Annotated in this window: 28 protein-coding genes and 1 tRNA gene; 17 read left to right on the top strand and 12 right to left on the bottom strand. The window is 51.4% G+C overall.

Going from position 1 to position 25,546, the window contains the following annotated elements; genetic code table 11:
• The first annotated feature begins 162 nt into the window (after window positions 1–162).
• From secA to BKD14_RS16940, 3 genes are all read left to right on the top strand, one after another.
• Entirely contained in the window at window positions 163–2,883 is a 2,721-nt protein-coding gene (secA, locus tag BKD14_RS16950; RefSeq protein ID WP_075657332.1) for a preprotein translocase subunit SecA, read from the top strand.
• A 134-nt stretch (window positions 2,884–3,017) separates the two neighbouring features.
• On the top strand, window positions 3,018–4,433 hold the full coding sequence (locus tag BKD14_RS16945) for a lipopolysaccharide biosynthesis protein (protein ID WP_075657372.1): 1,416 nt from the start codon (window positions 3,018–3,020) through the stop codon (window positions 4,431–4,433).
• 3 nt (window positions 4,434–4,436) lie between these two features.
• On the top strand, window positions 4,437–5,558 hold the full coding sequence (locus tag BKD14_RS16940; RefSeq protein ID WP_083647246.1) for a GNAT family N-acetyltransferase: 1,122 nt from the start codon (window positions 4,437–4,439) through the stop codon (window positions 5,556–5,558).
• Between the two features lie 3 nt (window positions 5,559–5,561).
• Here the strand turns inward: BKD14_RS16940 and BKD14_RS16935 are convergent, their stop codons facing one another.
• Window positions 5,562–6,419 (bottom strand): EamA family transporter, encoded by an 858-nt coding sequence (locus BKD14_RS16935; protein ID WP_075657331.1) that lies wholly within the window; start codon window positions 6,417–6,419, stop codon window positions 5,562–5,564.
• A gap of 129 nt (window positions 6,420–6,548) precedes the next feature.
• On the opposite strand from BKD14_RS16935, the gene BKD14_RS16930 reads away from it, so the two are divergent.
• The gene (locus BKD14_RS16930; RefSeq protein ID WP_075657330.1) at window positions 6,549–7,436 is read left to right on the top strand and encodes a LysR family transcriptional regulator; all 888 of its coding nucleotides are present in this window, start codon (window positions 6,549–6,551) and stop codon (window positions 7,434–7,436) included.
• Window positions 7,437–7,443: 7 nt separating this feature from the next.
• Here the strand turns inward: BKD14_RS16930 and BKD14_RS16925 are convergent, their stop codons facing one another.
• Both BKD14_RS16925 and BKD14_RS16920 read right to left on the bottom strand, forming a co-directional pair.
• Complete coding sequence (locus tag BKD14_RS16925; protein ID WP_075657329.1) at window positions 7,444–8,223, bottom strand: glycosyltransferase family 25 protein; 780 nt, start codon at window positions 8,221–8,223, stop codon at window positions 7,444–7,446.
• Window positions 8,224–8,361: 138 nt separating this feature from the next.
• Window positions 8,362–8,446: transfer RNA gene (locus BKD14_RS16920), tRNA-Leu, on the bottom strand.
• 274 nt (window positions 8,447–8,720) lie between these two features.
• On the opposite strand from BKD14_RS16920, the gene BKD14_RS16915 reads away from it, so the two are divergent.
• Both BKD14_RS16915 and BKD14_RS16910 read left to right on the top strand, forming a co-directional pair.
• Window positions 8,721–9,311, top strand: a complete 591-nt coding sequence (locus BKD14_RS16915; RefSeq protein ID WP_022711277.1) for a YqaA family protein — start codon at window positions 8,721–8,723, stop codon at window positions 9,309–9,311.
• An 81-nt stretch (window positions 9,312–9,392) separates the two neighbouring features.
• A complete protein-coding gene (locus tag BKD14_RS16910) occupies window positions 9,393–9,923 on the top strand; it encodes a disulfide bond formation protein B (RefSeq protein WP_022711278.1) in 531 nt (176 codons plus the stop codon).
• Window positions 9,924–9,946: 23 nt separating this feature from the next.
• Here BKD14_RS16910 and BKD14_RS16905 read toward each other — a convergent pair whose 3' ends face one another.
• The gene (locus BKD14_RS16905; protein ID WP_075657328.1) at window positions 9,947–10,504 is read right to left on the bottom strand and encodes an HNH endonuclease; all 558 of its coding nucleotides are present in this window, start codon (window positions 10,502–10,504) and stop codon (window positions 9,947–9,949) included.
• A gap of 519 nt (window positions 10,505–11,023) precedes the next feature.
• On the opposite strand from BKD14_RS16905, the gene BKD14_RS16900 reads away from it, so the two are divergent.
• From BKD14_RS16900 to mbfA, 3 genes are all read left to right on the top strand, one after another.
• Window positions 11,024–13,207 (top strand): malate synthase G, encoded by a 2,184-nt coding sequence (locus tag BKD14_RS16900; RefSeq protein ID WP_139316462.1) that lies wholly within the window; start codon window positions 11,024–11,026, stop codon window positions 13,205–13,207.
• A gap of 132 nt (window positions 13,208–13,339) precedes the next feature.
• The gene (locus tag BKD14_RS16895) at window positions 13,340–13,834 is read left to right on the top strand and encodes a GNAT family N-acetyltransferase (RefSeq protein WP_051139038.1); all 495 of its coding nucleotides are present in this window, start codon (window positions 13,340–13,342) and stop codon (window positions 13,832–13,834) included.
• A gap of 94 nt (window positions 13,835–13,928) precedes the next feature.
• Complete coding sequence (mbfA, locus tag BKD14_RS16890) at window positions 13,929–14,912, top strand: iron exporter MbfA (protein WP_075657326.1); 984 nt, start codon at window positions 13,929–13,931, stop codon at window positions 14,910–14,912.
• A 6-nt stretch (window positions 14,913–14,918) separates the two neighbouring features.
• Here mbfA and BKD14_RS16885 read toward each other — a convergent pair whose 3' ends face one another.
• Complete coding sequence (locus BKD14_RS16885; RefSeq protein WP_022711283.1) at window positions 14,919–15,743, bottom strand: class II glutamine amidotransferase; 825 nt, start codon at window positions 15,741–15,743, stop codon at window positions 14,919–14,921.
• A 95-nt stretch (window positions 15,744–15,838) separates the two neighbouring features.
• A complete protein-coding gene (locus BKD14_RS16880) occupies window positions 15,839–16,057 on the bottom strand; it encodes a DUF6356 family protein (protein ID WP_022711284.1) in 219 nt (72 codons plus the stop codon).
• Window positions 16,058–16,185: 128 nt separating this feature from the next.
• Between BKD14_RS16880 and BKD14_RS16875 the strand changes: the two genes are divergently transcribed.
• Both BKD14_RS16875 and dut read left to right on the top strand, forming a co-directional pair.
• Window positions 16,186–16,662: an Lrp/AsnC family transcriptional regulator gene (locus BKD14_RS16875; protein ID WP_075657370.1), complete on the top strand. Its 477-nt coding sequence runs from the start codon at window positions 16,186–16,188 to the stop codon at window positions 16,660–16,662.
• Window positions 16,663–16,870: 208 nt separating this feature from the next.
• Window positions 16,871–17,353 carry a dUTP diphosphatase gene (gene dut / locus BKD14_RS16870; RefSeq protein ID WP_022711286.1) on the top strand — a complete coding sequence of 161 codons (483 nt, stop codon included), beginning with the start codon at window positions 16,871–16,873 and terminating at the stop codon, window positions 17,351–17,353.
• 68 nt (window positions 17,354–17,421) lie between these two features.
• Here the strand turns inward: dut and BKD14_RS16865 are convergent, their stop codons facing one another.
• The 3 genes from BKD14_RS16865 to exbB are packed head-to-tail and all read right to left on the bottom strand — an operon-like array spanning window position 17,422 to window position 19,997.
• Entirely contained in the window at window positions 17,422–18,351 is a 930-nt protein-coding gene (locus BKD14_RS16865) for an energy transducer TonB (protein WP_238481653.1), read from the bottom strand.
• Between the two features lie 3 nt (window positions 18,352–18,354).
• On the bottom strand, window positions 18,355–18,873 hold the full coding sequence (exbD, locus tag BKD14_RS16860) for a TonB system transport protein ExbD (protein ID WP_075657325.1): 519 nt from the start codon (window positions 18,871–18,873) through the stop codon (window positions 18,355–18,357).
• 5 nt (window positions 18,874–18,878) lie between these two features.
• Window positions 18,879–19,997, bottom strand: a complete 1,119-nt coding sequence (gene exbB / locus BKD14_RS16855; protein WP_139316465.1) for a tonB-system energizer ExbB — start codon at window positions 19,995–19,997, stop codon at window positions 18,879–18,881.
• Between the two features lie 610 nt (window positions 19,998–20,607).
• Between exbB and BKD14_RS19400 the strand changes: the two genes are divergently transcribed.
• The 4 genes from BKD14_RS19400 to BKD14_RS16840 all read left to right on the top strand — a co-directional run bounded on the left by BKD14_RS19400 (window position 20,608) and on the right by BKD14_RS16840 (window position 22,163).
• The gene (locus BKD14_RS19400) at window positions 20,608–20,766 is read left to right on the top strand and encodes a hypothetical protein (RefSeq protein ID WP_022711290.1); all 159 of its coding nucleotides are present in this window, start codon (window positions 20,608–20,610) and stop codon (window positions 20,764–20,766) included.
• A 266-nt stretch (window positions 20,767–21,032) separates the two neighbouring features.
• Window positions 21,033–21,362 carry a DUF883 family protein gene (locus BKD14_RS16850; RefSeq protein ID WP_028233720.1) on the top strand — a complete coding sequence of 110 codons (330 nt, stop codon included), beginning with the start codon at window positions 21,033–21,035 and terminating at the stop codon, window positions 21,360–21,362.
• Between the two features lies 1 nt (window position 21,363).
• Window positions 21,364–21,822 (top strand): hypothetical protein, encoded by a 459-nt coding sequence (locus tag BKD14_RS16845; RefSeq protein WP_075657324.1) that lies wholly within the window; start codon window positions 21,364–21,366, stop codon window positions 21,820–21,822.
• 104 nt (window positions 21,823–21,926) lie between these two features.
• A complete protein-coding gene (locus BKD14_RS16840) occupies window positions 21,927–22,163 on the top strand; it encodes a hypothetical protein (protein WP_022711293.1) in 237 nt (78 codons plus the stop codon).
• Window positions 22,164–22,354: 191 nt separating this feature from the next.
• On the opposite strand, the gene BKD14_RS16835 is transcribed toward BKD14_RS16840, so the two are convergent.
• From BKD14_RS16835 to BKD14_RS16825, 3 genes are all read right to left on the bottom strand, one after another.
• The gene (locus BKD14_RS16835; protein WP_075657323.1) at window positions 22,355–23,260 is read right to left on the bottom strand and encodes a diacylglycerol kinase family protein; all 906 of its coding nucleotides are present in this window, start codon (window positions 23,258–23,260) and stop codon (window positions 22,355–22,357) included.
• Window positions 23,261–23,323: 63 nt separating this feature from the next.
• Window positions 23,324–23,872, bottom strand: a complete 549-nt coding sequence (locus BKD14_RS16830; protein WP_022711295.1) for an RNA polymerase sigma factor — start codon at window positions 23,870–23,872, stop codon at window positions 23,324–23,326.
• Between the two features lie 5 nt (window positions 23,873–23,877).
• On the bottom strand, window positions 23,878–24,093 hold the full coding sequence (locus BKD14_RS16825; RefSeq protein ID WP_075657368.1) for a NepR family anti-sigma factor: 216 nt from the start codon (window positions 24,091–24,093) through the stop codon (window positions 23,878–23,880).
• Between the two features lie 279 nt (window positions 24,094–24,372).
• Between BKD14_RS16825 and BKD14_RS16820 the strand changes: the two genes are divergently transcribed.
• On the top strand, window positions 24,373–25,170 hold the full coding sequence (locus BKD14_RS16820; protein ID WP_075657367.1) for a response regulator: 798 nt from the start codon (window positions 24,373–24,375) through the stop codon (window positions 25,168–25,170).
• 149 nt (window positions 25,171–25,319) lie between these two features.
• Entirely contained in the window at window positions 25,320–25,484 is a 165-nt protein-coding gene (locus BKD14_RS16815; RefSeq protein ID WP_022711298.1) for a DUF1328 domain-containing protein, read from the top strand.
• Window positions 25,485–25,546: the final 62 nt, after the last annotated feature.

Below are 25,546 nucleotides of genomic sequence, written 5' to 3'. Positions count from 1 at the left end.
CATCGGCTTTGCGTCCAGAGAGCTGCCAGAGAGAAATTGCGCGAAATGTCTTTTCGACAGCGTGTTTTCTTGCCATAAGTCTCGCATAAACAAATAAAGCCGATGACAGAGCGCCGCGCAGGCGGCGACACACTTGGCTGAAGATTTAAGAAAGGACCAGCGATGGTCAGCTTTGGCGGTCTCGCCCGTATGATTTTCGGCTCATCCAATGAGCGTCGCATCAAAGGCCTTCGTCCTCGCGCAGCAGAAATTACCGCGCTTGAGAAACAATATGAAGGCTTAAGCGATGCTGAGCTTCAGGCTAAGACCGATGAATTCCGTGCCCAGCTTAGCAGCGGCAAAACACTGGATGACATTCTGCCTCATGCTTTCGCCACGGTGCGTGAAGCGGCGAAACGCACACTTGGTATGCGCCCGTTTGATGTGCAGCTGATTGGCGGCATGGTGCTGCATGACCGCTCCATCGCGGAAATGCGCACCGGTGAAGGTAAAACCCTGATGGCAACCCTGCCGGTTTACCTCAATGCGCTTGAAGGTAAAGGCGTGCATGTCGTGACAGTCAACGACTATCTCGCCACCCGCGATGCGCAGACCATGGGTGTGCTTTACAACTTCCTCGGTCTGACTGTCGGCGTGATTGCTCACGGCCTTGATGACGATCAGCGTCGCGAGGCCTATGCCTGCGATATTACCTACGCAACCAATAACGAACTCGGCTTCGATTATCTGCGTGATAATATGAAATATGAGCGCGCCCAGATGGTGCAGCGCGAACATAACTACGCCATCGTCGACGAAGTTGATTCGATCCTGATCGACGAAGCCCGTACCCCGCTGATTATTTCCGGCCCGCTGGAAGACCGCTCAGACTTCTATTCACTGATCGACACTTTCATTCCGCAGTTGCAAGCGGAAGATTACGAAGTTGACGAGAAGCAGAAGACTGCGATCTTCACCGAAGTCGGTACAGAAAAGATCGAAAGACTGCTGGAAGCTGCAGGCCACCTGAAGGGCGAAAGCCTTTACGATGTTGAGAATGTGGCTGTTGTTCACCACCTCAACAACGCCCTGCGTGCCCATAAGCTGTTCCAGCTCGACAAGGATTATATCGTCCGTAATGACGAACTGGTCATCATCGACGAATTTACCGGTCGTATGATGCCGGGCCGCCGTTATTCCGAAGGCCTGCATCAGGCACTGGAAGCCAAAGAAAAAGTAACGATCCAGCCGGAAAACCAGACACTGGCTTCGATCACCTTCCAGAACTATTTCCGTATGTATAAAAAACTGGCCGGTATGACCGGTACAGCAGCAACGGAAGCGGAAGAATTCGGCAATATTTACGGCCTTGATGTTGCAACCATCCCGACCAATCTGCCGGTTGCCCGTATTGATGCCGATGATGAAGTTTACCGTACGGTTGATGAAAAATATAAAGCCATCATCCGCGATATTCGTGAATCCCACGAAAAAGGCCAGCCGGTTCTGGTTGGTACCACTTCCATCGAAAAATCCGAAATTCTGGCTGAACGTCTGAAAAAAGACGGAGTGAAGAATATTCAGGTTCTGAATGCCCGTTATCACGAGCAGGAAGCCTATATTGTTGCACAGGCCGGTGTTCCGGGCGCGATCACCATTGCGACCAATATGGCCGGTCGCGGTACCGATATTCAGCTCGGCGGCAATCTGGAAATGCGCGTGAAGGTGGAACTGGCGGATGTACCTGCCGGTCCTGAGCGCGATGCCAAAATTCAGGAAATCAAAGCGGATATCGCTCAGAAGAAAGAACAGGCACTGGCTGCCGGCGGTCTTTATGTTCTGGCGACAGAGCGTCACGAAAGCCGTCGTATCGACAACCAGCTGCGTGGCCGTTCCGGCCGTCAGGGCGATCCGGGCAAGTCGAAATTCTTCCTGTCCCTGCAGGACGATCTGATGCGCATTTTCGGCTCTGACCGTATGGACAGCATGCTGCAGAAGCTGGGTCTCAAAGAAGACGAAGCCATTGTGCATCCGTGGATCAACAAAGCGCTGGAAAAGGCTCAGAAAAAGGTCGAAGCCCGCAACTTTGAAATCCGTAAAAACCTGCTCAAATATGATGATGTGATGAATGATCAGCGTAAGGTGATCTTCGAACAGCGTCTGGAAATGATGGATGCAGAAGATCTGACCGAAACGGTCGATGAAATGCGCCATGAAGTGATCGAGGATATGGTGCGTGCCCATATTCCTGAAAATGCCTATGCCGAACAATGGCGTGTGCCGGAGTTGAAGGAAGAGGTACTCAAAGTCCTCAATCTCGACCTGCCGGTGGATGCATGGGCGGCAGAAGAAGGCATTGCCGAAGAGCAGATCGAAGAGCGTATCAAGGAAGCTGCTGATAAGGCTGCTGCTGACCGTGCAGAGCGCTTCGGCCCGCAGATCATGGCCTATGTGCAGAAATCCGTTATCCTGCAGTCTCTGGACAATCTGTGGCGCGAGCATCTGGTCAATCTTGACCATCTGCGTTCCGTTGTCGGTTTCCGCGGCTATGCCCAGCGCGATCCTTTGAACGAATATAAGACCGAAGGTTTTGAACTGTTTCAGGCCATGCTGTCCAACCTGCGTGAAGTTGTGACATCGCAGCTGATGCGTGTGGAAATCATGCGTGAAGAACCGCAGCCGGAACTGCCTGAAATGCATGGTCACCATATTGACGGCACCACCGGTGAAGATGATTTCGGCGAAGGTTCTGAAGGCCCGCGTCTGGCAGACAGCGACCGCTTTGTTGATCCGGCAGACCGTGATCCGGCTGATCCGTCGACATGGGGTCGTGTTGCCCGTAACGAAGCCTGCCCTTGCGGCTCCGGCAAGAAGTTCAAACATTGCCACGGCGCTTTTGTTTAAACGATAATATAAATTGATAAAGAACACCGCCTGTCTTCGCAGGCGGTGTTTTCTTTTGTGGTAAGCACATAGACTGACTTTTAAACTATTCTGTGCAACAACAGCTGCATATCAAAGTTTTTCCGAGAGACGCATTGCCTGCAAAATTTCAGATCACATCACTGGCTGAAAGATTCCTGCCTGCAAAACGGGCAGAACAGTTGCGTCCTTTTTTGCTACGGGCAGAGGGCTTGTTCTCCGGTGAGGATGAACAGGCTCAGGCCAAACGCTCTTCGCTGATTGCTTTTGCAATTCGCATTGCCGGTGCGGCTCTGGCACTGCTCAGTCAGGTTGTGCTGGCCCGTCTGATGGGCAGTTTTGAATTCGGTATTTATGTCCTTGTCTGGACGGTTACGCTTATTCTCGGCGACCTCGCCTGTTTCGGGTTCCACACCACGATTATCCGCTATGTTCCGCAATATTTGCAGAAGAAACAAACAGATGATGCACGCGGCATTCTGCGCACCGGCCCCGTTTTCGCGCTCATCAGCGCAAGCATCATTACCCTGATTGCAATTGTTCTTCTCAATAGTCTGAGTGCGCAATTTGCGCCCTATTACTGGCCTGCTTTCCTTATCGGCATTCTTTGTATTCCGACTATTGCGCTCGGCAATATTTATGACGGCACAGCACGCTCACAGGGCTGGATTCTGGCAGCACTCAGCCCCGGCTATATTCTCCGCCCGCTGATGATGCTGCTGATCTTCATCTTGTTGCTGCTGACAGGATGGCAGCCGCAGGCCACCACAGCACTTATCGCAGCCTTTTCCGGCACTGCGCTGACCGTCATCAGCCAGCAACTATTCCTGCGCAAACGCATTGCAACAGTTCTGCCAAAAGGTGCGGGAACCTATCATTTACGGGAATGGATACGGGTATCCCTGCCGATATTCCTCATTGAAGGTTTCTTCTTCCTGCTCATCAATATTGATGTGCTGATGGTCGGCCGCATGATGGAACCGGACAGTGTAGCGCTGTATTTTGCGGTCACCAAAGTGCTGGCACTGGCACATTTCGTCTATTTTGCCGTCAAATCCAGTGTGGCACAGCGCTATTCCCAGCTGCTGCATGGCGGCGACAAGCAGGCCTTCAACGATTTCGCCCGCAACTCCGCCCGCTGGACATTCTGGCCGTCTTTATTGCTCGGTATTCTGTTGCTGGCCGCCGGCTGGCCTTTGCTGGCATTGTTCGGCCATGAATTCACCAAAGGCTATCCGCTGCTGTTCATTCTGATTTTCGGGGTTATTGCACGTGCCAGTGTCGGCCCTTGCGAAAGCCTGCTCTCCATGTCCGGCAATCAGAATATCTGCGCCTTGCTCTATGCGCTGGCACTGATCGTCAATATCGCGCTGAACATTACCCTGATCCCGCTTCTGGGCTTGAGCGGCGCGGCAATTGCCACGGTCTGCGCTATGGCCACAGAAGCAGCCACCCTCTCCTTTGTGGTTTATAAACGTCTGGGTATCACAATGTTTGTGTTTGCCCCTTCAGCGCGCCGTACCGGAGATTAAATCATGATGCAAATCTTGCAGAAAGCTGAAGCTCTTGAGCATCTGAAAAATTTGCAGATCCCGTCTGTTGCAGAAGCAAATATTTTCAATCATCCGGATTTTTTGCGCCCTGCAGTTGCACATTTCGCGTCCGATAATTGCGCAGTGCTCCTTGACGATGATCCTGAAACCGCATTTCTGATGCCCTTTCAGCTTGCCCGTGCCGGACTTGGTTTTAAAAAGTCACTTTGCGGCTGGAGCAATATCTATGCCACGCAAGGCACACCATTAATCGCTGCAGGCAACCTGACACACACTCTGGAAACAGCGCTGGCTGTATTGCAGCAACCGGAGCGCGGATTGCCGGATACGCTCATTCTGCCGGATATCAATCTCAATGCAGCTTTTGCAACAGCACTCAAAGAACTGGCACAGCGCAAAAATCTGCCACTTCATATCATGCGATATGAAGAACGTCCGGTTTTGTCTATTGGCAGCGATGCAGAGAGCTATCTGACCAATGCAATCGGTAAAAACCATCGCCGTGAATATCGCCGCCTGTGGCGCAGACTGTCCGAAACAGGCAGTCTGGTATACGAGATCATTGCGGACAAAACCGCGATCAAAGATGCATTCAATGACTTTCTGTCACTGGAAGCTGCAGGCTGGAAAGGTACACGCGGCACGGCTTTTCTGAGCAAACAGGCTGATGCGGATTTTGCCCGTGAAACTGTCCTCTCCTTGGCCGAGCGTGATCTGGTACGCATTCATACCCTGACACTGGATGACAGGCTCATTGCCAGCCTTGTGGTCTTTGTGCAGGGGGATCAGGCATGGACGTGGAAAACCGCCTATGACGAAGCTCTGCGCGCCTACTCTCCCGGTGTGCTGCTGATGATCGAAGTACTGAAAAACCATCTGGAAAATCCGGCATTGCGCATCACCGATTCCTGCGCCATTCCCGATCATCCGGTGATGTCGCGCCTGTTTCATGAGCGCGAGAGTTTCGGCACAATTATTCTTGGCCTGGGCGCCCAAAGCCAGCAGAACGTGTCTAAAATAGCCCGCCAGCTCGACCGCTATGACCGCCTGCGCTCAGCATTACGCCACATCAAATCCCGCCTGCAAAAACGACTGAAACGCTAAACGTCAAATTTTACGCGCCTGTACACGCTGCCCGAGCCAGACGCTGAACAGCACAATCGCCATACCGGTGATTTGTAACAAGTTCAGTTGCTGGTTCAGCAATACCCAGCCAAGGATCACAGCTGTCAGCGGGCTTAAAAAACCGAGCGAAGCAGCGACAGATGATTCCAGCCGTGCCAATCCGCGAAACCACAAAAGATAGGTGACAGCACCGCCGATCAGGCCGAGATAAATCAGCCCGAGCCAGTTTGTCAGTGTCAGTACCGGCAAAGCCGGTTCCAGCGAGAAAGCTACCGGCACCAGCAACAAACCACCGGCCGTCAGCTGCCATGCAGTAAAAGTAAGCGGAGAGACCGGCGGTTGCCAATAGCGGCTCAGAACCGTGCCCGCAGCCATCGAAAATGCACCGGCCAGCGCTGCAATGATCCCTGTCTGATCCAGCACACCATTGGGCTTCAAAACGAGGAGCGCCACACCGGCAATCCCTGCCAGAGCTGCGGCTACCGCAACAATGCGCAATCTCGTTCCTAGCACCATTCGCGCCAGAAACACGACAATCAGGGGCTGCACAGCGCCCACTGTGGCTGCAACACCACCGGGCAAGCGATAGGCAGCGACAAATAACATTGCCCAGAAAAATGAAAAATTCAGCGCACCAAGGATAAACACACGCAGCCACCAGATACCCTGCGGCAATTGGCGGACGAGCAACAAGAGCACCAGCCCTGCAGGCAGAGCACGCAGCATCGCGACTGTCATCGGATAACCGGCAGGCAGCATTTGCGTGGTAACAATATAGGTACTGCCCCAGATCGCCGGTGCCAATGCTGTCAGCAGCAAATCCGTGCGTGTCGATGTCATATACAGTCTCCATAAGTTCTCACATGCCGGTACAGCGCACCATAATTACAATTACTGGAGATGATAATTTCTTGTTTTACGATTATATTACCAACTAAAAGTTTTGAATATTTTGATTACAGGCAAGATATGGATCAGCTCAGTGCATTACGACTCTTCCGCAAAACCGTTGAACTTGGCAGTTTTGCCGAAACTGCACGCGCAAGCGGTCTGACTGCGGCAGCGGTCGGAAAAAGCATCGGTGAGCTTGAAGCCCATCTGAAAGTCCGGCTATTCAACCGCACCACGCGACGCATGAGCCTGACAGAAGCCGGTACGCTCTATTATGAGCAGATTGCCCCGATCATCGAACAGCTTGAAGAAGCCGACCGCTCACTGACACCGCATAATAATCAGCCATCCGGGCTGTTGCGCGTGACGGCACCTCTGACCATGACAATTGTTAGCCTATCGCGTTTCATACCGGAGTTTTTAGAGCGCTATCCTGAGATCACACTGGAGTTCAACCTCGATGACCGGCAGATTGATATTGTCAGGGAAGGTTATGATATCGCCGTCAAAGGCAGCGACAGTTTGAAAAATTCCAGCCTCATAAGCCGACGCCTGTCCACACTCCATCATGTGGTTTGCGCTTCGCCTTCTTATTTCCAAAAGCACGGTAAGCCTAAGGAACCAGCAGATCTGCGCCACCACAACTGTATCCGCTACAGCCTGTCCGGACATGTCCATGAATGGGAATTCCGCAAAGGGGAGCGAACAGAGCGCATACCGGTGACCGGACGTTATATTGTTTCATCCAGTTTTGCTGTGCGCGATGCTTTATGCGCCGGTTTCGGCCTCAGTCTGATCCCGCTCAGCTATGTGCAAAATGATCTTGCGGAAGGCAGACTGGTTACAGCACTGGACGACTGGCAGCAGATGGAAACCGGTATTTACGCCTTTTATCCGTCCCGCCGGTATCTGGCACCCAAGGTGCGGGTCTTTCTGGATTTCTTAAGCGAAAAGCTCGGAAATTGAGAACAAATCAGTCACGGGCGCCCGGAACCCGTCCCCAGCGCTTCTTGGTGAAACAATTGATGTAAAGTCCCCATAAACCGGTTTTACCACGGACAAACACTCGCTTCACTTCACGCTTCAGCCTTTGCATTTTGGCCGGCGGGCAATATTGCGAAGACCGCTCAGGGCTCAATGTGCTTTCCAGTCCCGCCTGCACACAAATTGCAGGACTGACCTGATAAACCGTCATTTGCGGGAAGAAACCACAGGATGGCGTAAAGAGGAGATGATCGATCGGCGAGGCCGCATCATTCATAACGCAGAGTAATTTTCTCGCGCAATCACGGGAAACAATATAACCGGCAGCAAGAATATGCTGGCTGCGCAATTGTGCCACCGTATAGTGACCGGCAATTGTCACAACCGGCTTGTCAGTCAGAACTTTTTTACCCTGAGTTTCAATTTTAATCAGTTCGGCATTATCCGGAATCCAGTCTGTGGATTCGAAAAACTGTCGCGTATCTTTCGATAGGGTCACATCATCTTCAAAAATCGCTGCGAAACGATCTTCACCCTGCGCTATGAGCTCCAGACATTTCCGGTGGCTCAAAAAACAACCGATTTCCGTTCGTGTCAGAGGCTCTTTCCAGGACGGTATGCGAATGATGGACGCCAATTCCTGATCGCTGAGATTTTTGCCATCCACAGCCGCGACACGCTCAAAAGGAACTGACGCTTTGGCAAATTGCGCCTGCATGCGCACCAAGCGTTCAGGACAACGATCCAGATTAATCAAATAGGCTTTCACTGCAATTTCCGCCCTAGAGAATATTCTCTTTCGGTAAAATATGTCCGCATATCTTTCAAGAGATATTAGGTATATTTTACTCAAGTTTACGGTAAAAAAGTGAAAGAAAGTTGCGGCGAAATTTTGTCAGGGGAAAAGTGGTGCGGGTGGTCGGAATCGAACCGACACTCCTTTCGGAACCGGATTTTGAGTCCGGCGCGTCTACCAGTTCCACCACACCCGCACATTCGCAGGCACTTCATACTCAAAGCGCTGCACTGGTGCGCCGAAATATAGTGAGAACCACCTTCCCGTCAACTGCAAAACCTGTTTGTTTCAAATTATTTCAACAAAATTCACCCGCGCAGAAAATTCAGCCTTTGCTCACGGATTGTAAAACCATTCATAACGAATTCCGGCACACATTGCCCTGCGAAGTTTTTCGTTTTACACACAGCATCAAAATTCCGCATGGCTTTGGCCTGCATTATCATTGCTGAGAACCAACAGAGGCCATCATGCTGCGCAAACTCTACGACTGGACCATTTCCCTTGCAGCGCGTAAATCCGCAGCTGCATGGCTGGCCGTCATCGCTTTTCTCGAAAGCTCGGTTTTTCTGATTCCCGCAGATGTCCTATTCGTACCGATGGGTATCGCCCGCCCGAAAAAAGTCTGGCATTACGCACTGATTGCCACGGTCATGTCCGTGCTCGGCGGTATTCTTGGCTGGTATATCGGTCATTATGCCTATGAAACTGTTGCCAAGCCGGTTCTGCATTTTTACGGCAAGCTCGATACATTCGAAGCCATGCGCGGCAGCACCAGCGCCGATATGATTCTGCTGTTGCTCATCACTTCCGGCCTGTCTCATCTGCCGCCGATGAAAGTTGTAACCATTCTCTCCGGTGCCGCAGGCGTCAATATCTGGCTGTTTATCCTGTCAGCTATTATTACCCGTGGTGCACGGTTCATATTGCTGGCATGGCTGTTGCAGCGCTTTGGCGAACCGATCCGCAACTTCATTGAAAAGCGTCTCGGATTAATCGCGGCCACGGTTGCCGTCATCCTGATTTTGTTATTTATGGTCGTCAAATATCTTCACGCCTAAAAAGCATCAGGCAGCCATGTTTATGCCATAAGGTCATGGCTGAGCTGGGTTTAAACTGATTTTTGCAACAAGGATTTTCCTGTGTCCTCAACCGGTACTGCTCAGACAACCCGTTCGCAACATACGCTTATTTCAGCATTTCTTGCGGTAAGCATGGCCGGTGTCGTGGGCTCCGCACTGGCGTTTCAATATATTGGTGGTTATCTGCCGTGCAAATTATGTCTTGAAGAGCGCATTCCCTATTATATCGGCGTACCGCTGATGCTTCTCAGTGCATTGCTGGCAGCGCTTGGAAAGTCAGAAAAACTAACCCGTCTTTTCCTGCTGATCGCCGGATTGCTGATGACCTATGGCCTGATTCTTTCGGTTTATCATTCGGGTGTGGAATGGAAATTCTGGGCAGGTCCTGCCGATTGTGCAACCGGTGCAGTATCCATCACCACCAGCGCAGGCAATCTGCTTGGTGATCTCAATGCGGTTAAACCGGCCGCCTGCGATGTTGCCGCCGGACGTTTCCTCGGTATTTCCTTTGCCGGATGGAATGGTGTTGCCTCGCTGATCCTCGCAATCATTGCCTTTTACGGCGCATCGCTCAAAACCCGTAAAGCGTGATCTAAAAAACCGGAGCTGTATCTTTACGGCACCAGTTCCACATCCCAGTATAAATAATCCATCCAGCTTTCATGCAAGTGGTTCGGCGGAAACCGCCTGCCGTTTTTATGCAGATCAAAAACACTCGGCATATAGGGTTTTTGTCGCGGCCACATTTGCGCTTTGGCAGGCATCATGCCGCCCTTGCGCAAATTACACGGAGAACAGGCAGCAACCACATTTTCCCAGGTTGTTTCGCCGCCGCTGCATCGCGGTATAACATGATCAAATGTCAGTTCATGATGCGCACCGCAATACTGGCACTCAAAACGATCCCGCAGAAACAGATTGAATCGCGTAAACGCCGGATAGGTCGGCGGAGCTACATAGGTTTTAAGACTGATAACACTTGGCAGCCGCATGGAAAAAGTCGGAGAGCTGACTTCCGCATCATATTCCGCAACAATATTAACACGCTCAAGAAAAACCGCTTTGATCGCGTCCTGCCACGACCAGAGTGATAAAGGATAATAGCTGAGCGGACGAAAATCCGCGTTCAGAACCAGTGCCGGCAATTTGCCGGCAAATGCGGCAATGTTCAAGAAACACCTCCTTTGTGCATCTTGCAACACTGCGGTTCATGCGATTGCAAAACGCGGCTTCAAAGAGACAGAGCAAACACGCGGCTTACCCTGCTTGCATTCCATTCCGTCTCTGCCAGCTATATTTTTGAGGCGCTTCACTCTTCAATGTACCTGACAGAATGATACGTGAAAAACGAATGCTTTTACCGGTCATAATATGTAAGCAGGACATGTCAGTATTGTGAAGCCAGACTGTTTATCAGTCAATTTCTATTCATGCTGCCGATGGATAATCCTGTAACAAAATCAGCCCTCCGCTTTCAAAATTCCGTGCTTTGATAAGGAATTCAGACCTGACAGCGTAAACAGTGTTTGATTATACGCATTATCGGCTTTGAATATTGTAGACAATTATGTAAACATGCATTGACAGCTTTGACAAAACAAAGCCGTAACCGTGCTTGTCCATTGCCGCCCGTTCAGATTAAGCTGCAAAGGACAAGCTGGTTAGCATTGAGATCAGACAGGGAGCGAGTGATGAGTGGTCGTATTGAACATGCAGGTCTGCAGGTTGATCAGGAACTGAGCAATTTCCTGACAAGGGAAGTCTTGCCGGAAACCGGCATTGCGGCAGATGCCTTCTGGAGCGGTCTTGCCGGCATGGTCAAAGAACTGGCGCCCCGCAATAAAGCCCTGCTTGCCAAGCGTGACGATATTCAGGCTAAACTCGACGCATGGTATAAAGCCAACCGCAATTACGCGATGGCGGACTATCAGGCTTATTTGCGTGAAATCGGCTATCTCCTGCCGGAAGGTGAAGATTTTCAGGTCACCACCGCCAATGTAGACAGTGAAATCACCAGCCTTGCAGGTCCGCAGCTTGTTGTACCTGTCATGAATGCCCGTTATGCGCTCAATGCTGCCAATGCGCGCTGGGGTTCGCTCTATGATGCGCTTTACGGCACAGATGCTATCAGCGAAGACAATGGCGCGGAAAAAGGCAAAGCCTACAATCCTGTGCGCGGCGCAAAAGTCATTGCATGGGCAAAAGCATTTCTTGATGAAACCACCCCGCTGAGCGATGGCCGCTGGGATGAGGTCACCGGTTTCTCTGTCGCCAATGGCCAGCTTATTCTTGCACTCGGTAACGGCAAAACTTCATCCCTGAAAAATACCCAAGGCTTTGCAGGCTATCAGGGCGATGCATCTGCCCCTTCCCTCGTGCTTCTGAAGAATAACGGGCTGCATATCGAAATCCGCTGCGATGCTGCTCATGTCATCGGCAAGACCGATCCGGCACATATTGCCGATATCACACTGGAATCTGCTCTCAGCACCATTCAGGACTGTGAAGATTCAGTCACCGCGGTTGACGCTGCCGATAAGGTTCTGGCCTATCGCAACATTCTCGGCCTGTTTAAGGGCACTTTGTCGGAGAGCTTTGACAAGAGCGGTAAAACCATCACCCGCAAGCTCAATGCCGACCGTAGCTATACCGCACCGGATGGCTCCACCCTCACTTTGCCTGGCCGCTCACTGTTGCTGATCCGCAATGTCGGTCATCTGATGACCAATCCTGCCATTGTCGACAGCGAAGGCAATGAAATTCCGGAAGGCATTCTTGATGCAGCTTTCACCGCAGTGATTGCGCTCCACGATATCGGTACGCAGGACGGCAAACTCAAAGGCACGCATCTCAATTCCCGCACCGGTTCGGTCTATATTGTGAAGCCGAAAATGCACGGGCCGGAAGAAGTCGCCTTTGCCGCAGAAATCTTCGCTCGCGCTGAAGCATTGGCGGGTCTTAAGCCGAATACGCTGAAAATGGGTATCATGGATGAAGAGCGCCGTATGACAGTGAACCTCAAAGAAGCCATCCGTGCTGCCAAAGAACGGGTCTTCTTCATCAATACCGGCTTCCTCGACCGTACCGGCGATGAAATCCATACTTCTATGGAAGCAGGACCTGTTATCCGCAAAGGCGAGATGAAACAGGCGGCATGGATTGCAGCTTACGAAAACTGGAATGTTGATACCGGCCTTGCCTGTGGTCTGACCGGCCATGCACAGATCGGCAAGGGCATGTGGGCGATGCCGGATCTGATGGCTGCAATGCTGGAGCAGAAAATTGCTCATCCGAAAGCCGGCGCCAATACCGCATGGGTGCCGTCCCCGACAGCAGCAACATTGCATGCCACGCATTATCACAAGATTGATGTGGCAGCTGTGCAGAACCAGCTCAAGTCCCGCACGAAAGCCAAGCTTGAAGACATTCTGACCATTCCTGTTGCCCGTGACACCAATTGGGCACCTTCAGACGTGCAGGCAGAAATCGACAATAATGCACAGGGCATTCTTGGTTATGTGGTGCGCTGGATCGATCAGGGCGTTGGCTGTTCCAAAGTTCCGGACATCAACAATGTCGGCCTGATGGAAGACCGTGCAACCTTGCGTATCTCGGCACAGCATATCGCCAACTGGCTGCATCATGGCATTGTCAGCGAAGCACAGGTCTTGGAAACCATGAAGCGCATGGCCGCCGTGGTAGACGCGCAGAATGCCGCTGATGAAGCCTATCAGCCGATGGCTGCGGATTTTGATGGCTCTATCGCTTTTCAGGCAGCCTGTGAGCTGGTCTTTAAAGGCCGCGAGCAGCCAAACGGCTATACCGAGCCGGTTCTCCATGCCCGCCGTTTGCAGTTCAAAGCTGCCCAAAAATAAATTCTTGACGCTTTTCACAAGCGGCATAAAAGTGGCGGACAAGTTCTTCTTGTCCGCCACTTTTATTTTTGTTTTTGCGCATTATCCTACGCAAAACCGCTTCACACTTTTGCTGGAAATGCTTTGAGGCCGATCATGCTGACCATACAGCACGCTGACACCACCCACCTACCCGCAATCCTTGATATTTATAATGATGCGATTGCCAATACGACGGCCGTTTTCATCAGCCAGAAGGTCAATTTGCAAAACCGTGCGGAATGGCTGACATCACGCCAAAACGCGGGTTTTCCGGTACTGGTGCTGACAGAGGGGGACGAATTGCTCGGCTATGCCAGCTACGGTGCTTTCCGTGCTTTTGAGTGCTATAAACATACGGCAGAACTCTCGATTTATATTGCCGGTCATGCGCGCGGCAAAGGTGCCGGTGACAGACTAATGCGCGCCTTGCTGGAACATGCAGCGGGCAACAATATCCATGTTCTGCTTGGTGCAATTGAAGCACAGAATACCGCCTCTCTTCGTCTGCATGAGAAACATGGCTTTACACAAACCGGTCTTCTGCCGCAGGTCGGCCGAAAATTCGACCGCTGGCTTGATCTGGTACTGATGCAACGCATTCTCTGAACACGCACTAATCTGGTCAAGCTCTGCAAAAGGAGCTTGATTTTAGAATTATTCCAAACTATTAAATTTAGAACAATTCTAAAAAGGAACTTCCATGTTCTCCTCCCTTTTCTCGCCGTCACGCCGGTCTTTTGAAAGTCTCTCCGAACAGGAAATGCTGGCACTTGCCATTTCCTCCGAAGAGGATGATGCCCGCATCTATCTCAGCTATGCGGACGGATTGCGTGAGGCTTACCCACAATCGGCGAAAATTTTTGAAGCCATGGCCGAGGAAGAGCACAATCATCGTGCACGCCTGATTGAACTGCATCGCCAGCGCTTCGGCGAAACGATTCCGCTGATCCGGCGCGAACATGTGCGTGGCTATTATGAACGCAAGCCCGACTGGCTGGTGCGCCCGCTCGGCATCGATAAAGTACGCAATATGGCGGCACAGATGGAGGAGCAGGCTGCACGTTTTTACGAACAGGCAGCCATGCGTGTTTCCGATGCTGCCACGCGTAAATTACTCGGTGATCTGGCGCTGGAAGAAAAACATCATGAGCAACGCGCCCATCATCTGGAAGAAAAACTGACACCGGATACTGTGCAGGATGAAGAACGTGCCGGTGAGCGCAAACAACTGATCCTGACCTATATCCAGCCAGGCCTTGCAGGTCTGATGGATGGCTCGGTTTCCACACTGGCACCGATTTTTGCCGCGGCCTTTGCCACGCAGGATACATGGCAAACATTTCTCGTTGGTTTGTCTGCTTCCGTCGGTGCCGGTATTTCCATGGGCTTCACAGAAGCTGCCCATGATGACGGCAAACTTTCAGGCCGTGGCTCGCCGGTCAAACGTGGCCTTGCCAGCGGTATTATGACCACTGTCGGCGGCCTCGGTCATGCCCTGCCCTATCTGATTACCGACTTCTGGACTGCAACCGGCATTGCGGTATTCGTCGTCTTTGTCGAACTCTGGGCGATTGCCTATATCCAGAACCGCTTCATGGAAACACCGTTCATGCGTGCAGCCTTTCAGGTCGTACTCGGCGGCGCACTGGTGCTCGCAGCCGGTATTCTTATCGGTAATGCCTGATAAAAATTAGCCTGCCACAACAGCAAGCGTTGCGGCAGGCTTCACTACAGACTGCTCGTCCATAAACGGTTCAATGCAGATATGATTGGGCTTGTTAATGGTCACAAAACTATTGCGTGGCACCGCCATCCAGTTTTCAGCAACACCGTCCAGCGGCTCAGACACAACACATATTCCCGTAGAGGATGCCATTTTGGCGGTGTAAAGCGTTGGTGCATAAGTATCACTGGCATAGCGTACTGCAAACAGTGAATGACCATCCGAGAATGCTGCTGTCAGACGGATAAAAGGCGGCACTTTTGCACGTTCCGCAGCCTCATAAATTGTCTCGACAGTGCGCGTCAGAGCACGGAGCGGATCATCATCCAGCCCGAAATGCAGCATCAGCAGGAAGAAGAGTTCTGAATCGGTCGAACCTGATTTGTGGCTGTAAAGCGCATCCGGCAACAGGCTTTCCAGCGGGCGGCGCAGACGGTCAAAACTGCCGATCTGACCATTATGCATAAAGCTCCAGCGCTGAAACACGAACGGATGGCAATTTGCACGGCTGGTTTCACCGCCGGTGGAGGCACGCACATGCGCCAGAAACAGGCGCGAATTAATCTGGCGCGCAAGACTGCGCAAATTCTGGTCAGACCATGCAGGCAGAAGATCGCGGTATAATCCCGGCTCCTCGCGTGTACCGTACCACGCCACGCCAAAGCCATCGCCATTGGTCGCGGTTTTCGCCTCAGTCGCATGATGGCTTTGCGCGATCAGCGAATGACAAGGCGAAGTAATAATATCTTCAAGATACAGATCAGATCCGAAATACGCAGCCCAGCGGCACATGAAACACACTCTGACAAGTGAGCGAAAGATAGGAACCTGCCGTTATTTATAGCCGGTTACAACAGCGATCTTCCGCCACTATAGTTAACAATTCACTATTCAGCCGCGCGCTTATGCGTTTTGGCGTAAAGCTTCGCGACAATAGTGCTGGCTGTTTTGTCGAATAAAAATGGCAAAATTGCATGGATCAAAGCTGCAAAAGCAGCTGCAAAAAGCTTGAATGAAAATTTGCCCGCAAAAGCCATATGCTCAAAATAGGTTTCGTTAACGGATGCCGGATGTTCCGTAAACAGACGTGAAATTTTGGTTTGCATGAGTTTCCCCGTTATCAATTTTAAAATCAGCAAGATAGGTTTCTGATTTAAAATACTAACACCGCCAAACGCATATTTTGTCTCAAAAAATCCTTGATAATATAAGTTTTTGGGACAATTATCTCTATATGGCACATAATATAGACGAAACAGACCGCCGCATCCTTCAGGAATTACAGAAAGATGCCACTCTATCGGTAGACGCGCTTTCTGCCCGTATCCACCTGTCGCGCAATGCATGCTGGCGACGGCTGAAGCGGCTGGAAGATGACGGCATTCTCAAAGGCCGTGTTGCAATCGTGGATGCCGACAAGCTCGGCCTTGGCCTCACCGTTTTCATGCTGATCAGAACCAGCAATCATGATCCGAAATGGCTGGAACAATTTCGCGCGGCAGTCACATCGCTGACAGAGGTTGTCGGCGTTTATCGCATGAGCGGGGATCTTGATTATATTATCCGTGCCCGCATTGAAGATATGAAAGCCTATGACCGGCTCTATCAGAAACTCATCACCCGTGTGCCGCTATCAGATGTCTCTGCGTCCTTCGTAATGGAAGAAATTAAGGACAGCACGGAAATCCCGCTTTTCGGTTACACACCATAAGAAAAGAGCCCCTAAAGCGTATCCCGAAAAGTGCGAAGCGGTTATCGAATAAGATACGCGTAAAACAAAGAGTTAGAGCGGTTCTACCGATGCAATATTAACCGGAACCGCTCTAATTATTTTTGAAAAAAGCATACGGCTCTTTCAAAAAGAGCCTCAATATGTTTAGTGCTCATTTTAAATCATATATTGCTGAAAAGGGTTTATCATGTCTGCCAATTCCCCTTCATCATCCAGCCGCCCGAAGCTCGGAATTGTCCGTCTTGAACATGCTGCAGGCCTTGACCTGCCGGCCTATGAAACATCAGGTTCTGCTGGTGTTGATCTGCGTGCTGCCGTACCGGAAGACCGCCAGATCGTGCTGCTGCCGGGTCGCCGTACACTTGTGCCGACCGGCCTGATTTTTGAACTGGAAGAAGGTTATGAAGCGCAAATCCGTCCGCGCTCCGGTCTGGCTTTCAAACATGGCATCACCTGCCTGAACACTCCGGGCACCATCGACAGCGATTACCGCGGTGAAGTCAAAGTCCTGCTGATCAATCTCGGTGATGATGATTTCCGTATCGAGCGCGGCATGCGCATTGCGCAGGCGGTGATCTCTCCTGTTGTGCAGGTTGAAATTGAAGAACGCTCAGAAGTCGGCGAAACCGAACGCGGTGCCGGTGGTTTTGGCTCAACCGGTCATAAATAAGAGTGCTGTAAAGCTGAAATTAAAAAGCCCCGCATGAAACTCATGCGGGGCTTTTTAATGCTGTTATATCAGTTGAATTTGAATGGCACCTGAAACGGAATCCGTGCGGCTGCCATTGCCGGTGGCGGTGCCGGAACCGGTGAAGCCGCTTTCACGGCGGTCAAAGCGGCCTGATCCACTTGCGGATTGCCCGATGTCCCCGAAATACGGGCAGACAATACATTGCCCCCTGCATCAATCACAAAAGCAATCTGCACAATACCTTTATCGCCGCGTCCAAGCTTGCGCTGTGCTGTGCGCTTCTTGCGCTCAAGATGTGCCTGCACTTTCGACTGCCATTTTGCCGAACTGACACCGGCAGATGCCGAGCTCTGGCGATTGGCATTAGCCGCAACACGGGAAGAATTCTTCGCATTGATCTGCGGTGCGGAAGCGGCCTGTGTCTGCTCAGCTTTCTGAGTTTTCTTGGCTTTTTCTTTAGGTTTCGGCTTTTCTTTCGGCTTTTCCTGCTTTGGTTCTTTCTTTTCAACCTTAGGTTTTTCAACAACCTTCGGCAGAACCACTTCAGGCTTCGGCGCTTCAATGATTTCCGGAACTTCTTCTTCTACCGGCTCAGCTTCAGCCACTTCCTGAGGCTCTTCAACAGGTTCTTCAGGCGTTACTTCTTCAACCTGTTCCACCGGTTTTTCCGGTTCGATTTCAGCTTCATCGGGATTTTGAGAAGCCTCGGCAGAAGGGGCAATGGAATCTTCTTCCACTTCCGGTGCCTGAGGAACCGGATCAAGCTCCATCATAATCGCTGCAGGCGGCTCACCATCCGGCACCATTTCCGGTACCGATGCATGCAGAGCATAAGCGCCGGCTGCATGCGCCATCAGCACGGCGGCACCGGCACCCAGCCAGCGCACCATATCTTTCCAGAGACCGGATGACGGTTCAACAGCGGAGCCGTTTTTCATACCCCGAACCGGCGGATGATCGATCGGTAATTCCTTCACGTCTCACTCTCCTGCATTCTGGCCCGAAGTCTGACCCGAGCTTTGAGCTTCAGGCTGACCTGCCGGTGATCCCGCTGCAGGCGCACCGGCTGCATCACCCGCACCAAGCGTTTCCAGACCGACCAGCGCGATTTTGAGATAACCGGCCTCACGCAGCAGATTCATAACATTCATCAGCTCGCCATAGCCGACAGTCTTGTCTGCACGGAGGAAAATACGCGTGTCTTTATTGCCTGCCGCCAGACGATCCAGTGTCGGCGCCAGCAAATCACGATTTACCGCGTCATTACCAAGGCTGAGGCTCAGATCTTCCTTCAGCGTCAGATAAACCGGCTTGTCAGGGCGTGGCTGCGGCGTAGCACTGGCCGCAGGCAGATCAACATTAATATCAACGGTTGCCAGAGGCGCTGCCACCATGAAGATAATCAGAAGCACCAGCATCACGTCGATAAACGGCGTTACGTTGATTTCATGGCTTTCCTGCAGGTCATCACCGGCATCTTCACGCAAACGGCTGCCCATATTCTTTACTCCGCTGCTTTCGTGACCGGAACAGTCTGAGCCGCATTCTGACGGGCTGCCTGTTTCTGCACAATGTCACGGGCTGCACGCATATCCAGATCACGGCTGACAAGACGCTCAACACCGGCACTCACATCGGCCAGCAGATGGCGGTAGGCGGTCACCGAACGGGCAAACATATTATAAATAATCACTGCCGGAATAGCGGCGACAAGACCGATAGCTGTTGCCAGAAGCGCCTCGGCAATACCCGGTGCCACAACAGCCAGATTGGTGGTCTGCGCTTCGGAAATACCGATAAAGGAATTCATAATTCCCCATACAGTACCGAACAAACCGACAAATGGTGCAACAGAACCAATTGTTGCGAGAATACCGGTGCCTTTGGCAAGACGACGTCCTGCACCGGCTTCAATACGGCTAAGGCGGGAAGCAACGCGTTCTTTCAGACCTTCCCCGCCGACATAGGCAGCAGCAGATGCAGATTGTGTTACTTCTTCCTGTGCCGCACGGACAAGATGCGCACCGGGACCACGGGTTTTATCCAGCGCCTGCACTGCAGAGGCCAGATTGTCCGCATGGGATACTTCTTTCAAGGCGCGGCGTGCACGGCTGCGGGCACCGGTAATTTCCAGTGTCTTGGCAAGCCAGACTGTCCATGTGGCCAATGATGCAATCGCCAGACCGATCATAACAGCTTTAACAACCCAGTCAGCAGCCATGAACATGCCCCAAGGGGAAAGGTCATGCGGAATCTGCAAGCCGTTATCAGCGGTGCGAACCGGTGCGGTAGCCTGAGACTGACCGGCTTCCGGTGCAATACTGACCGGCTGACCGGCAGGTTCTGTTTGCGCAGGCGCTACGGCAGACGGCGCGGACTGGGAGGATTGAGCTGCCGGATTGACCGGAGCAGGATTTGTTGCTGCCGGAGCAGCAGTGCCTGTGGCTGGCTGCGAGGCAGCAGGCTCATTGGCAGGAGAAGATGTGGCCGGAGCGGACGTCGGTGCCTGTGCCGCTGGCGCTACTGGCGCTGCAGCAGGAGCAGATGGCGCTGCCTGAGGCGCAGATTGTGTTGCTGGAGAGGTTTGCGGGGCAGTCTGCTGTGGCTGCGCTTCCTGCGCCATAACCGGCGTTGAAAGTGTCAGCACATTACCGCCCGCAAGAAATGCGGAAAGAATGAAAGCTGACAATCCTGTCTTGAATGATATTGCTGCCTTGGACACTGTCTTAACCACCGCGACGACCTCACTGCATTTCATTATCAGGGACAGCCGGCCTGTATTATTTCCAGCCTGTACAGGATCAACCTGCTCCGCATTTATGCGGATGTGCTGCATCAACCAGCAACTGCCTTTTTCGGGTTATGCAATACAACCATCAAACATGACTTCGCAAGTCATGTTTTAAAAAAACCCGTCATTCTGCTGTTATTTGACCGGAAAGCGGAAGTTATTCACCAAAACAAACGGATGTTTTACGAATTTCATCACTGTCGCAAGGATTTCTCACATCCGCAATGCAGCTCCGGTGAGTCGCAGCTCCAGATTATGAGGGCACTATAGCGGCAAAACCATAATATGACAATTTGAAACAAGTTTGAGCACAAACCCGATAATCAGGGAAATATTAAGATCCTGACAAGGAACAATCATAAACCTGACGCATTAAAGCCGCATAATGCAGTGCATACCGTTATTGACTGACACCAATATCATCATGCTCCGGAGACAGTAGATGTTGCACAAAGACATGCAAACCATTGAAACTGCCGCCCGTACCGCAATGGCGGGATCTTATGAACCGGAACAACAGGAAAATGCGGTCTTACGTACCGGTTTTTATGTGACAGCCGGTTGTATTTTGATTGCAGCTCTCATTCTAATGATTGCCTGACATTCCTGCACTTTCTATCAGGTTTCCAATACAGGTTATGCCCGGCATATGCCTGTCTGCTTCCGCATGAGCTGAATTTGGAAACTGTGGCAATTAACCTTGGCAGCTGAATATCATCCTGACCGGCAACTGCTCTCTGGCGATGAATGCACGGAACCATTACGTTAAAGCCACGTTATATTTCTGAACCCAGACAATATGACTGAGCAGTCTCAAAGAAAATGAAATTGCTCAGTCATTTGAAATTTCAGCTTCCGGAGGCATCCATGGCTCGTGATACCAAAATCGTAAATGACATTCAGGACGACAGCACAGCAGAATTGCAGGCACAGATTGCCCAGCTTAAAGAAGATATTGCATCGATTGCCGCAACACTGACAGAAATGGGCTCACGAAAAATCAATCAGGCCAGACAAGATGCATCCGATGCCTATCAGGATATTTATGAACAGGGCGAAGATGCTCTGAGTTCTCTGAAGGACAGTGCCTGCTCCCTTGAGCAACAGGTCACCGATTATGTTCAGGAACGTCCGGTCACATCGATCGCTCTGGCGGCCGCATTCGGTTATCTTTTCGCAGCTCTGACACGGCGCTGATATGCTGAAATTGTTCACACCGGTCATTTCAGCCATTATCGGCAGCGAAGTGCAGGCCGCAACGCAGCGTGCCAAGCGCAGTGCCATTCTCTATGCGATTATGGCCGTGGCGCTGCTCACAGGTGCGTTCTTTCTGCTCCTCGCAGTCTTTTTCATTCTCATGATGAAATACGGTCTGATTATCGCAGCTCTGATAATCACAACCGGCTGTGTGGTGCTGGCGATCCTTGCCTATATCGTCAACCGCGTGATGGATAAGGCCGAGAAACGCCGTCTAGAAGAAAGACGCGCTGCGATTGACACCAATGCAGCGCTCACAGCAGCAGCGGTTGCCGCCGTGCCGACCTTGCTCAAAAAACCGCTTTTAACTTTAGCAGTACCGCTTGCAGGACTGATTGCAGTGACATTGCTGTCGCGGGACAAAAAATCCGGCAATAAAAAGCAGGATCAGGGCGGATAGGTTCCGCCCCCTCTCCCTCCGCAGTTTTAGGGCCGCAGTGTTAGGGCCGCAATGTTCGGGTCAAGGAGTTCAGTCCGCAAAGCCAAACCCTAAGGAGACCATTGATGACCAGTTCGACAAAAGCACAGCTTAATGAGATCCTCGCAGATATGTCCCTCACCAATCTGGATAAATCTGCTGCTATTCTGAAACTTCAGGAAGATGCGCGCGATCTCCAGCGCGCCGCAACAGAAGGCGGCATGGACCCTGATGACGGGCTGAACAAAGACTTGCGGGAAATTGAACTTGCACTCGAAACACTCGGTGTCAGTTCGGATGAGACCGGCGCAGCAACGCTTTGAAGCATTTCTGCCAGAGCATGTCGCGGAAAAATGGGCACCGGTTTTCCGATAACGACATGCGCGACACAAGGAGACAGAGCGAGCGCAGTGGATACAATTAAACACGTCACGCTCTGATTGCTCCGGCTATAAACAACACCGCACAAAGCGATTTGTGCGGTGTTTTTCATGCGCTCACCAAATTCTGCCCATCAGTTCTCACTCTGCGGCACCAGCACGCGCAATGCCGCCGGATGAATACGGATATCCAGCTCGGCCGGTAATGGCAGCAATTCACCGTCAACAGACATATACTGATGCGCTTTATGATTGAGGATTGTCAGCTGAACTGAACGGGCATGGTCTTCCTCAATCGCCAGATTACTGCGCCACTGTCCGCGCGCAATATCCCAGAACAGCTTAAGCATGCCGCTGACGGGAAGAGGCTTCGCCAGATAAAAACCGAGATGCCCGGTCTGCACATCCGGTGCTACGGGCAGCACGCTGTCTCCGTAAGGATTGTTCGACACGGCAAGAGCAGAATACACCCCTTTGACTGCACGCCCGTCAATATCTGCAACAGCTTTCACGCGCGGTACATGGGTAATCAGCTGCCCCATAGCGCGGAAATTCGCCAGAATTTTCCCCACCCGTGAAGCATAGCTGTATTTTTCACGATACCTGACCAGCATCGGATGCAGGCCGATTGCCACCTGATGCACAAAGGACTGGCCGTTGCAGGTGCCGATATCAACATTTTCAGCACCGGCCTTTGCCAGTGCGTGAATGGCCTCGGTAACATTTTGCGGAATATTCAGTGAGCGGGCGAAGAGGTTCATCGTACCGGCTGGCAACACGCCCAGAATTTTATCATTCTGCCAGGCCAGTGCAGCTGCCGCAGAAATCGTGCCGTCACCGCCACCAGCCAGAAGCACATCATAATCATGATTTTGTGCGGCCTTTTCCAAAGCAGCAAGAATATCATCACCATCCGTCAATACACAGGACAGTTCATGTCCCTCGGCAGCAAAGGCAGCACATGCGTCATCAATAAACGCATCAATATCCATCGTCCGCAAAGTGCCGCTTTGACTGTTGAGAACAGCAATAATCTTCAAATAAATCTCCGCTCCGGATGACAGCTAATCATTCGGTCATACTCTGATGATCGCAAAAACCGTTTAGAAAGAGCGCATCGTCACTTGGGACGACGTATCATCGGGGCCGTAATCGGAATTACCTTTAACATCAAGCAATTCCTGCAGCCGGACACGCGCACGGCTGACACGGCTCTTGATTGTACCGACAGCACATTCACAGATTTCCGCAGCTTCTTCATAGGAAAAACCGGAAGCGCCGATCAGAATAATCGCTTCACGCTGATCATCCGGCAATTCGTTCAGAGCCTTGCGAAAATCCTGCAAATCCAGCGATCCGTATTGTGACGGATGAACGGCCAGCCGCTCCGTATACAACCCGTCCGTATCCTGTATCTCACGGCCGCGCTTACGCATCTGGCTGTAAAATTCATTACGCAAAATCGTAAACAGCCAGGCTTTGATATTGGTGCCCATTTCGAAACTGTCGCGCTTGCCCCACGCTTTCATAATCGTATCCTGCACCAGATCATCAGCCTTATCCTGCTGACCTGATAAAGATACTGCGAAAGCCCGCAAGCCCGGCAAGGCCGCAAGCATCAGCCGCTTGAATTCGTCTCTCTCCTCCGCCATTCCTGTCAATTCCTTGAATGAGAAGCAGATTTACGTTCAGCCTGATCCAGTTTCTCCAAAAGATCAAGAAAACGGTCAGGAATCGTTTCATCCTGAATACTGGAATAAAGAGCACGCAATTTGGAACCGATCTCGGAATTGGGTCCCAGTTCATCGCCTTTATTCAAACTGCCTGCCTGCGAACTGCCTTGCGCGGAATAATCGCGCGAAAATGAGGTCATAGCGTTGTCTTGATCCTGAAGCGGTTTCTTAGTGTTGGTCATCTCAGTCGTATTCCGGTTAATGCCACCAGAGCTCAGTTGCGGCTCTGATGTGATCTTGATGCGGCCTTGGTGCGGCCCTGTTTCAAGCACTAAAACCCTGCCCGATTGAGACGCTGTATCCAAGTCATAATGCGGGCGTGAATAATTAGTTCCCAAACACAGGAACAATTTTTATAGTCAGCCGTTAGAACCATAAACAGGCTGTAATCCTATCAGCCCATATAAATGGAGCATTCAATGTCATTGTCCACGCGTATTGCACCACATTTGCCATATCTGCGCCGTTTCTCGCGCGCCGTGACCGGCTCTCAGTCAGCCGGAGATGCATATGTTGCAGCAATTCTCGAAACTCTGATCGATGATATTTCTGTATTTCCTGAGGCCTCATCCGATAAGATAGCGCTCTATCGTCTTTATTCCAGTATTTTCGATCGTACCTCTGTCGAAATTCCGGAAACCGACTCCCAGCATGCATGGGAAAAGCGGGCAGCAAATAATCTGGCAATGCTGACCCCGCGTTCGCGTCAGGCCTTCCTTCTGGTTTCCGTTGAAGGCTTTAATGAAAAAGAAGCCGCAGAGATCATGCAGGAAGACGAAGCCGGTTTTTCAGCTCTGCTGACAGAGGCCTCGGAGCAGATTTCCCGCCACGTTGCCACCCGTATTCTGATTATCGAAGATGAACCGCTGATTGCCATGGATATTGAGCAGATGGTGGAGACTCTGGGGCATGAAGTTGTGGGCATCGCCCGCACCCATCAGGAAGCGCTGACACTTTATAAGGCAGAAAAACCGTCGATGGTTCTGGCGGATATTCAGCTTGCAGACGGCAGTTCAGGCATCGATGCGGTCAATGACATTCTCAAAAGCGATACAATTCCGGTTATCTTCATTACCGCGTTCCCGGAACGTCTTCTGACAGGGGAACGCTCGGAACCGACCTTCCTCGTCACCAAGCCGTTCAATCCGGATATGGTGAAGGCGCTTATCAGTCAGGCGCTGTTTTTTGAAGAAGGTTCGCTGGCAAGAGCATCATAATTGGCAAATTGAACAGGGATTTGAGCTGAAAATGCTTTAGCCGGAACCAAAACCTGCAACGGGCGTTATTTTAACATGCAATGACCTTCAAAAATCCGGTCATTCCATAAAGCGGGCAATTCTTTACCTGCCTGCAAGAGGAGGTTGACATGTTATATTATGCTGTTGTTTTTCTGATTATCGCCATTATCGCCGGTGCTTTGGGTTTTGGTGGTATTGCCGGTGCATCAACAGGCATAGCGCAAATTCTGTTCTTTATTTTCCTCGGCTTACTGTTGCTGTCACTGATCGCCAGCATCATAAGGAAAGCATAAATGCTGCAAAGCAATCCGATCCGAAAACATCTGAACGGGACGCCCGCGACGCGTCCCGAACC

Source organism: Pseudochrobactrum sp. B5 (genome assembly GCF_001939785.1).
In the GTDB taxonomy this organism is placed as follows: Bacteria; Pseudomonadota; Alphaproteobacteria; order Rhizobiales; family Rhizobiaceae; genus Pseudochrobactrum; species Pseudochrobactrum saccharolyticum.
This window is presented reverse-complemented; position numbering and strand designations above follow the sequence as displayed.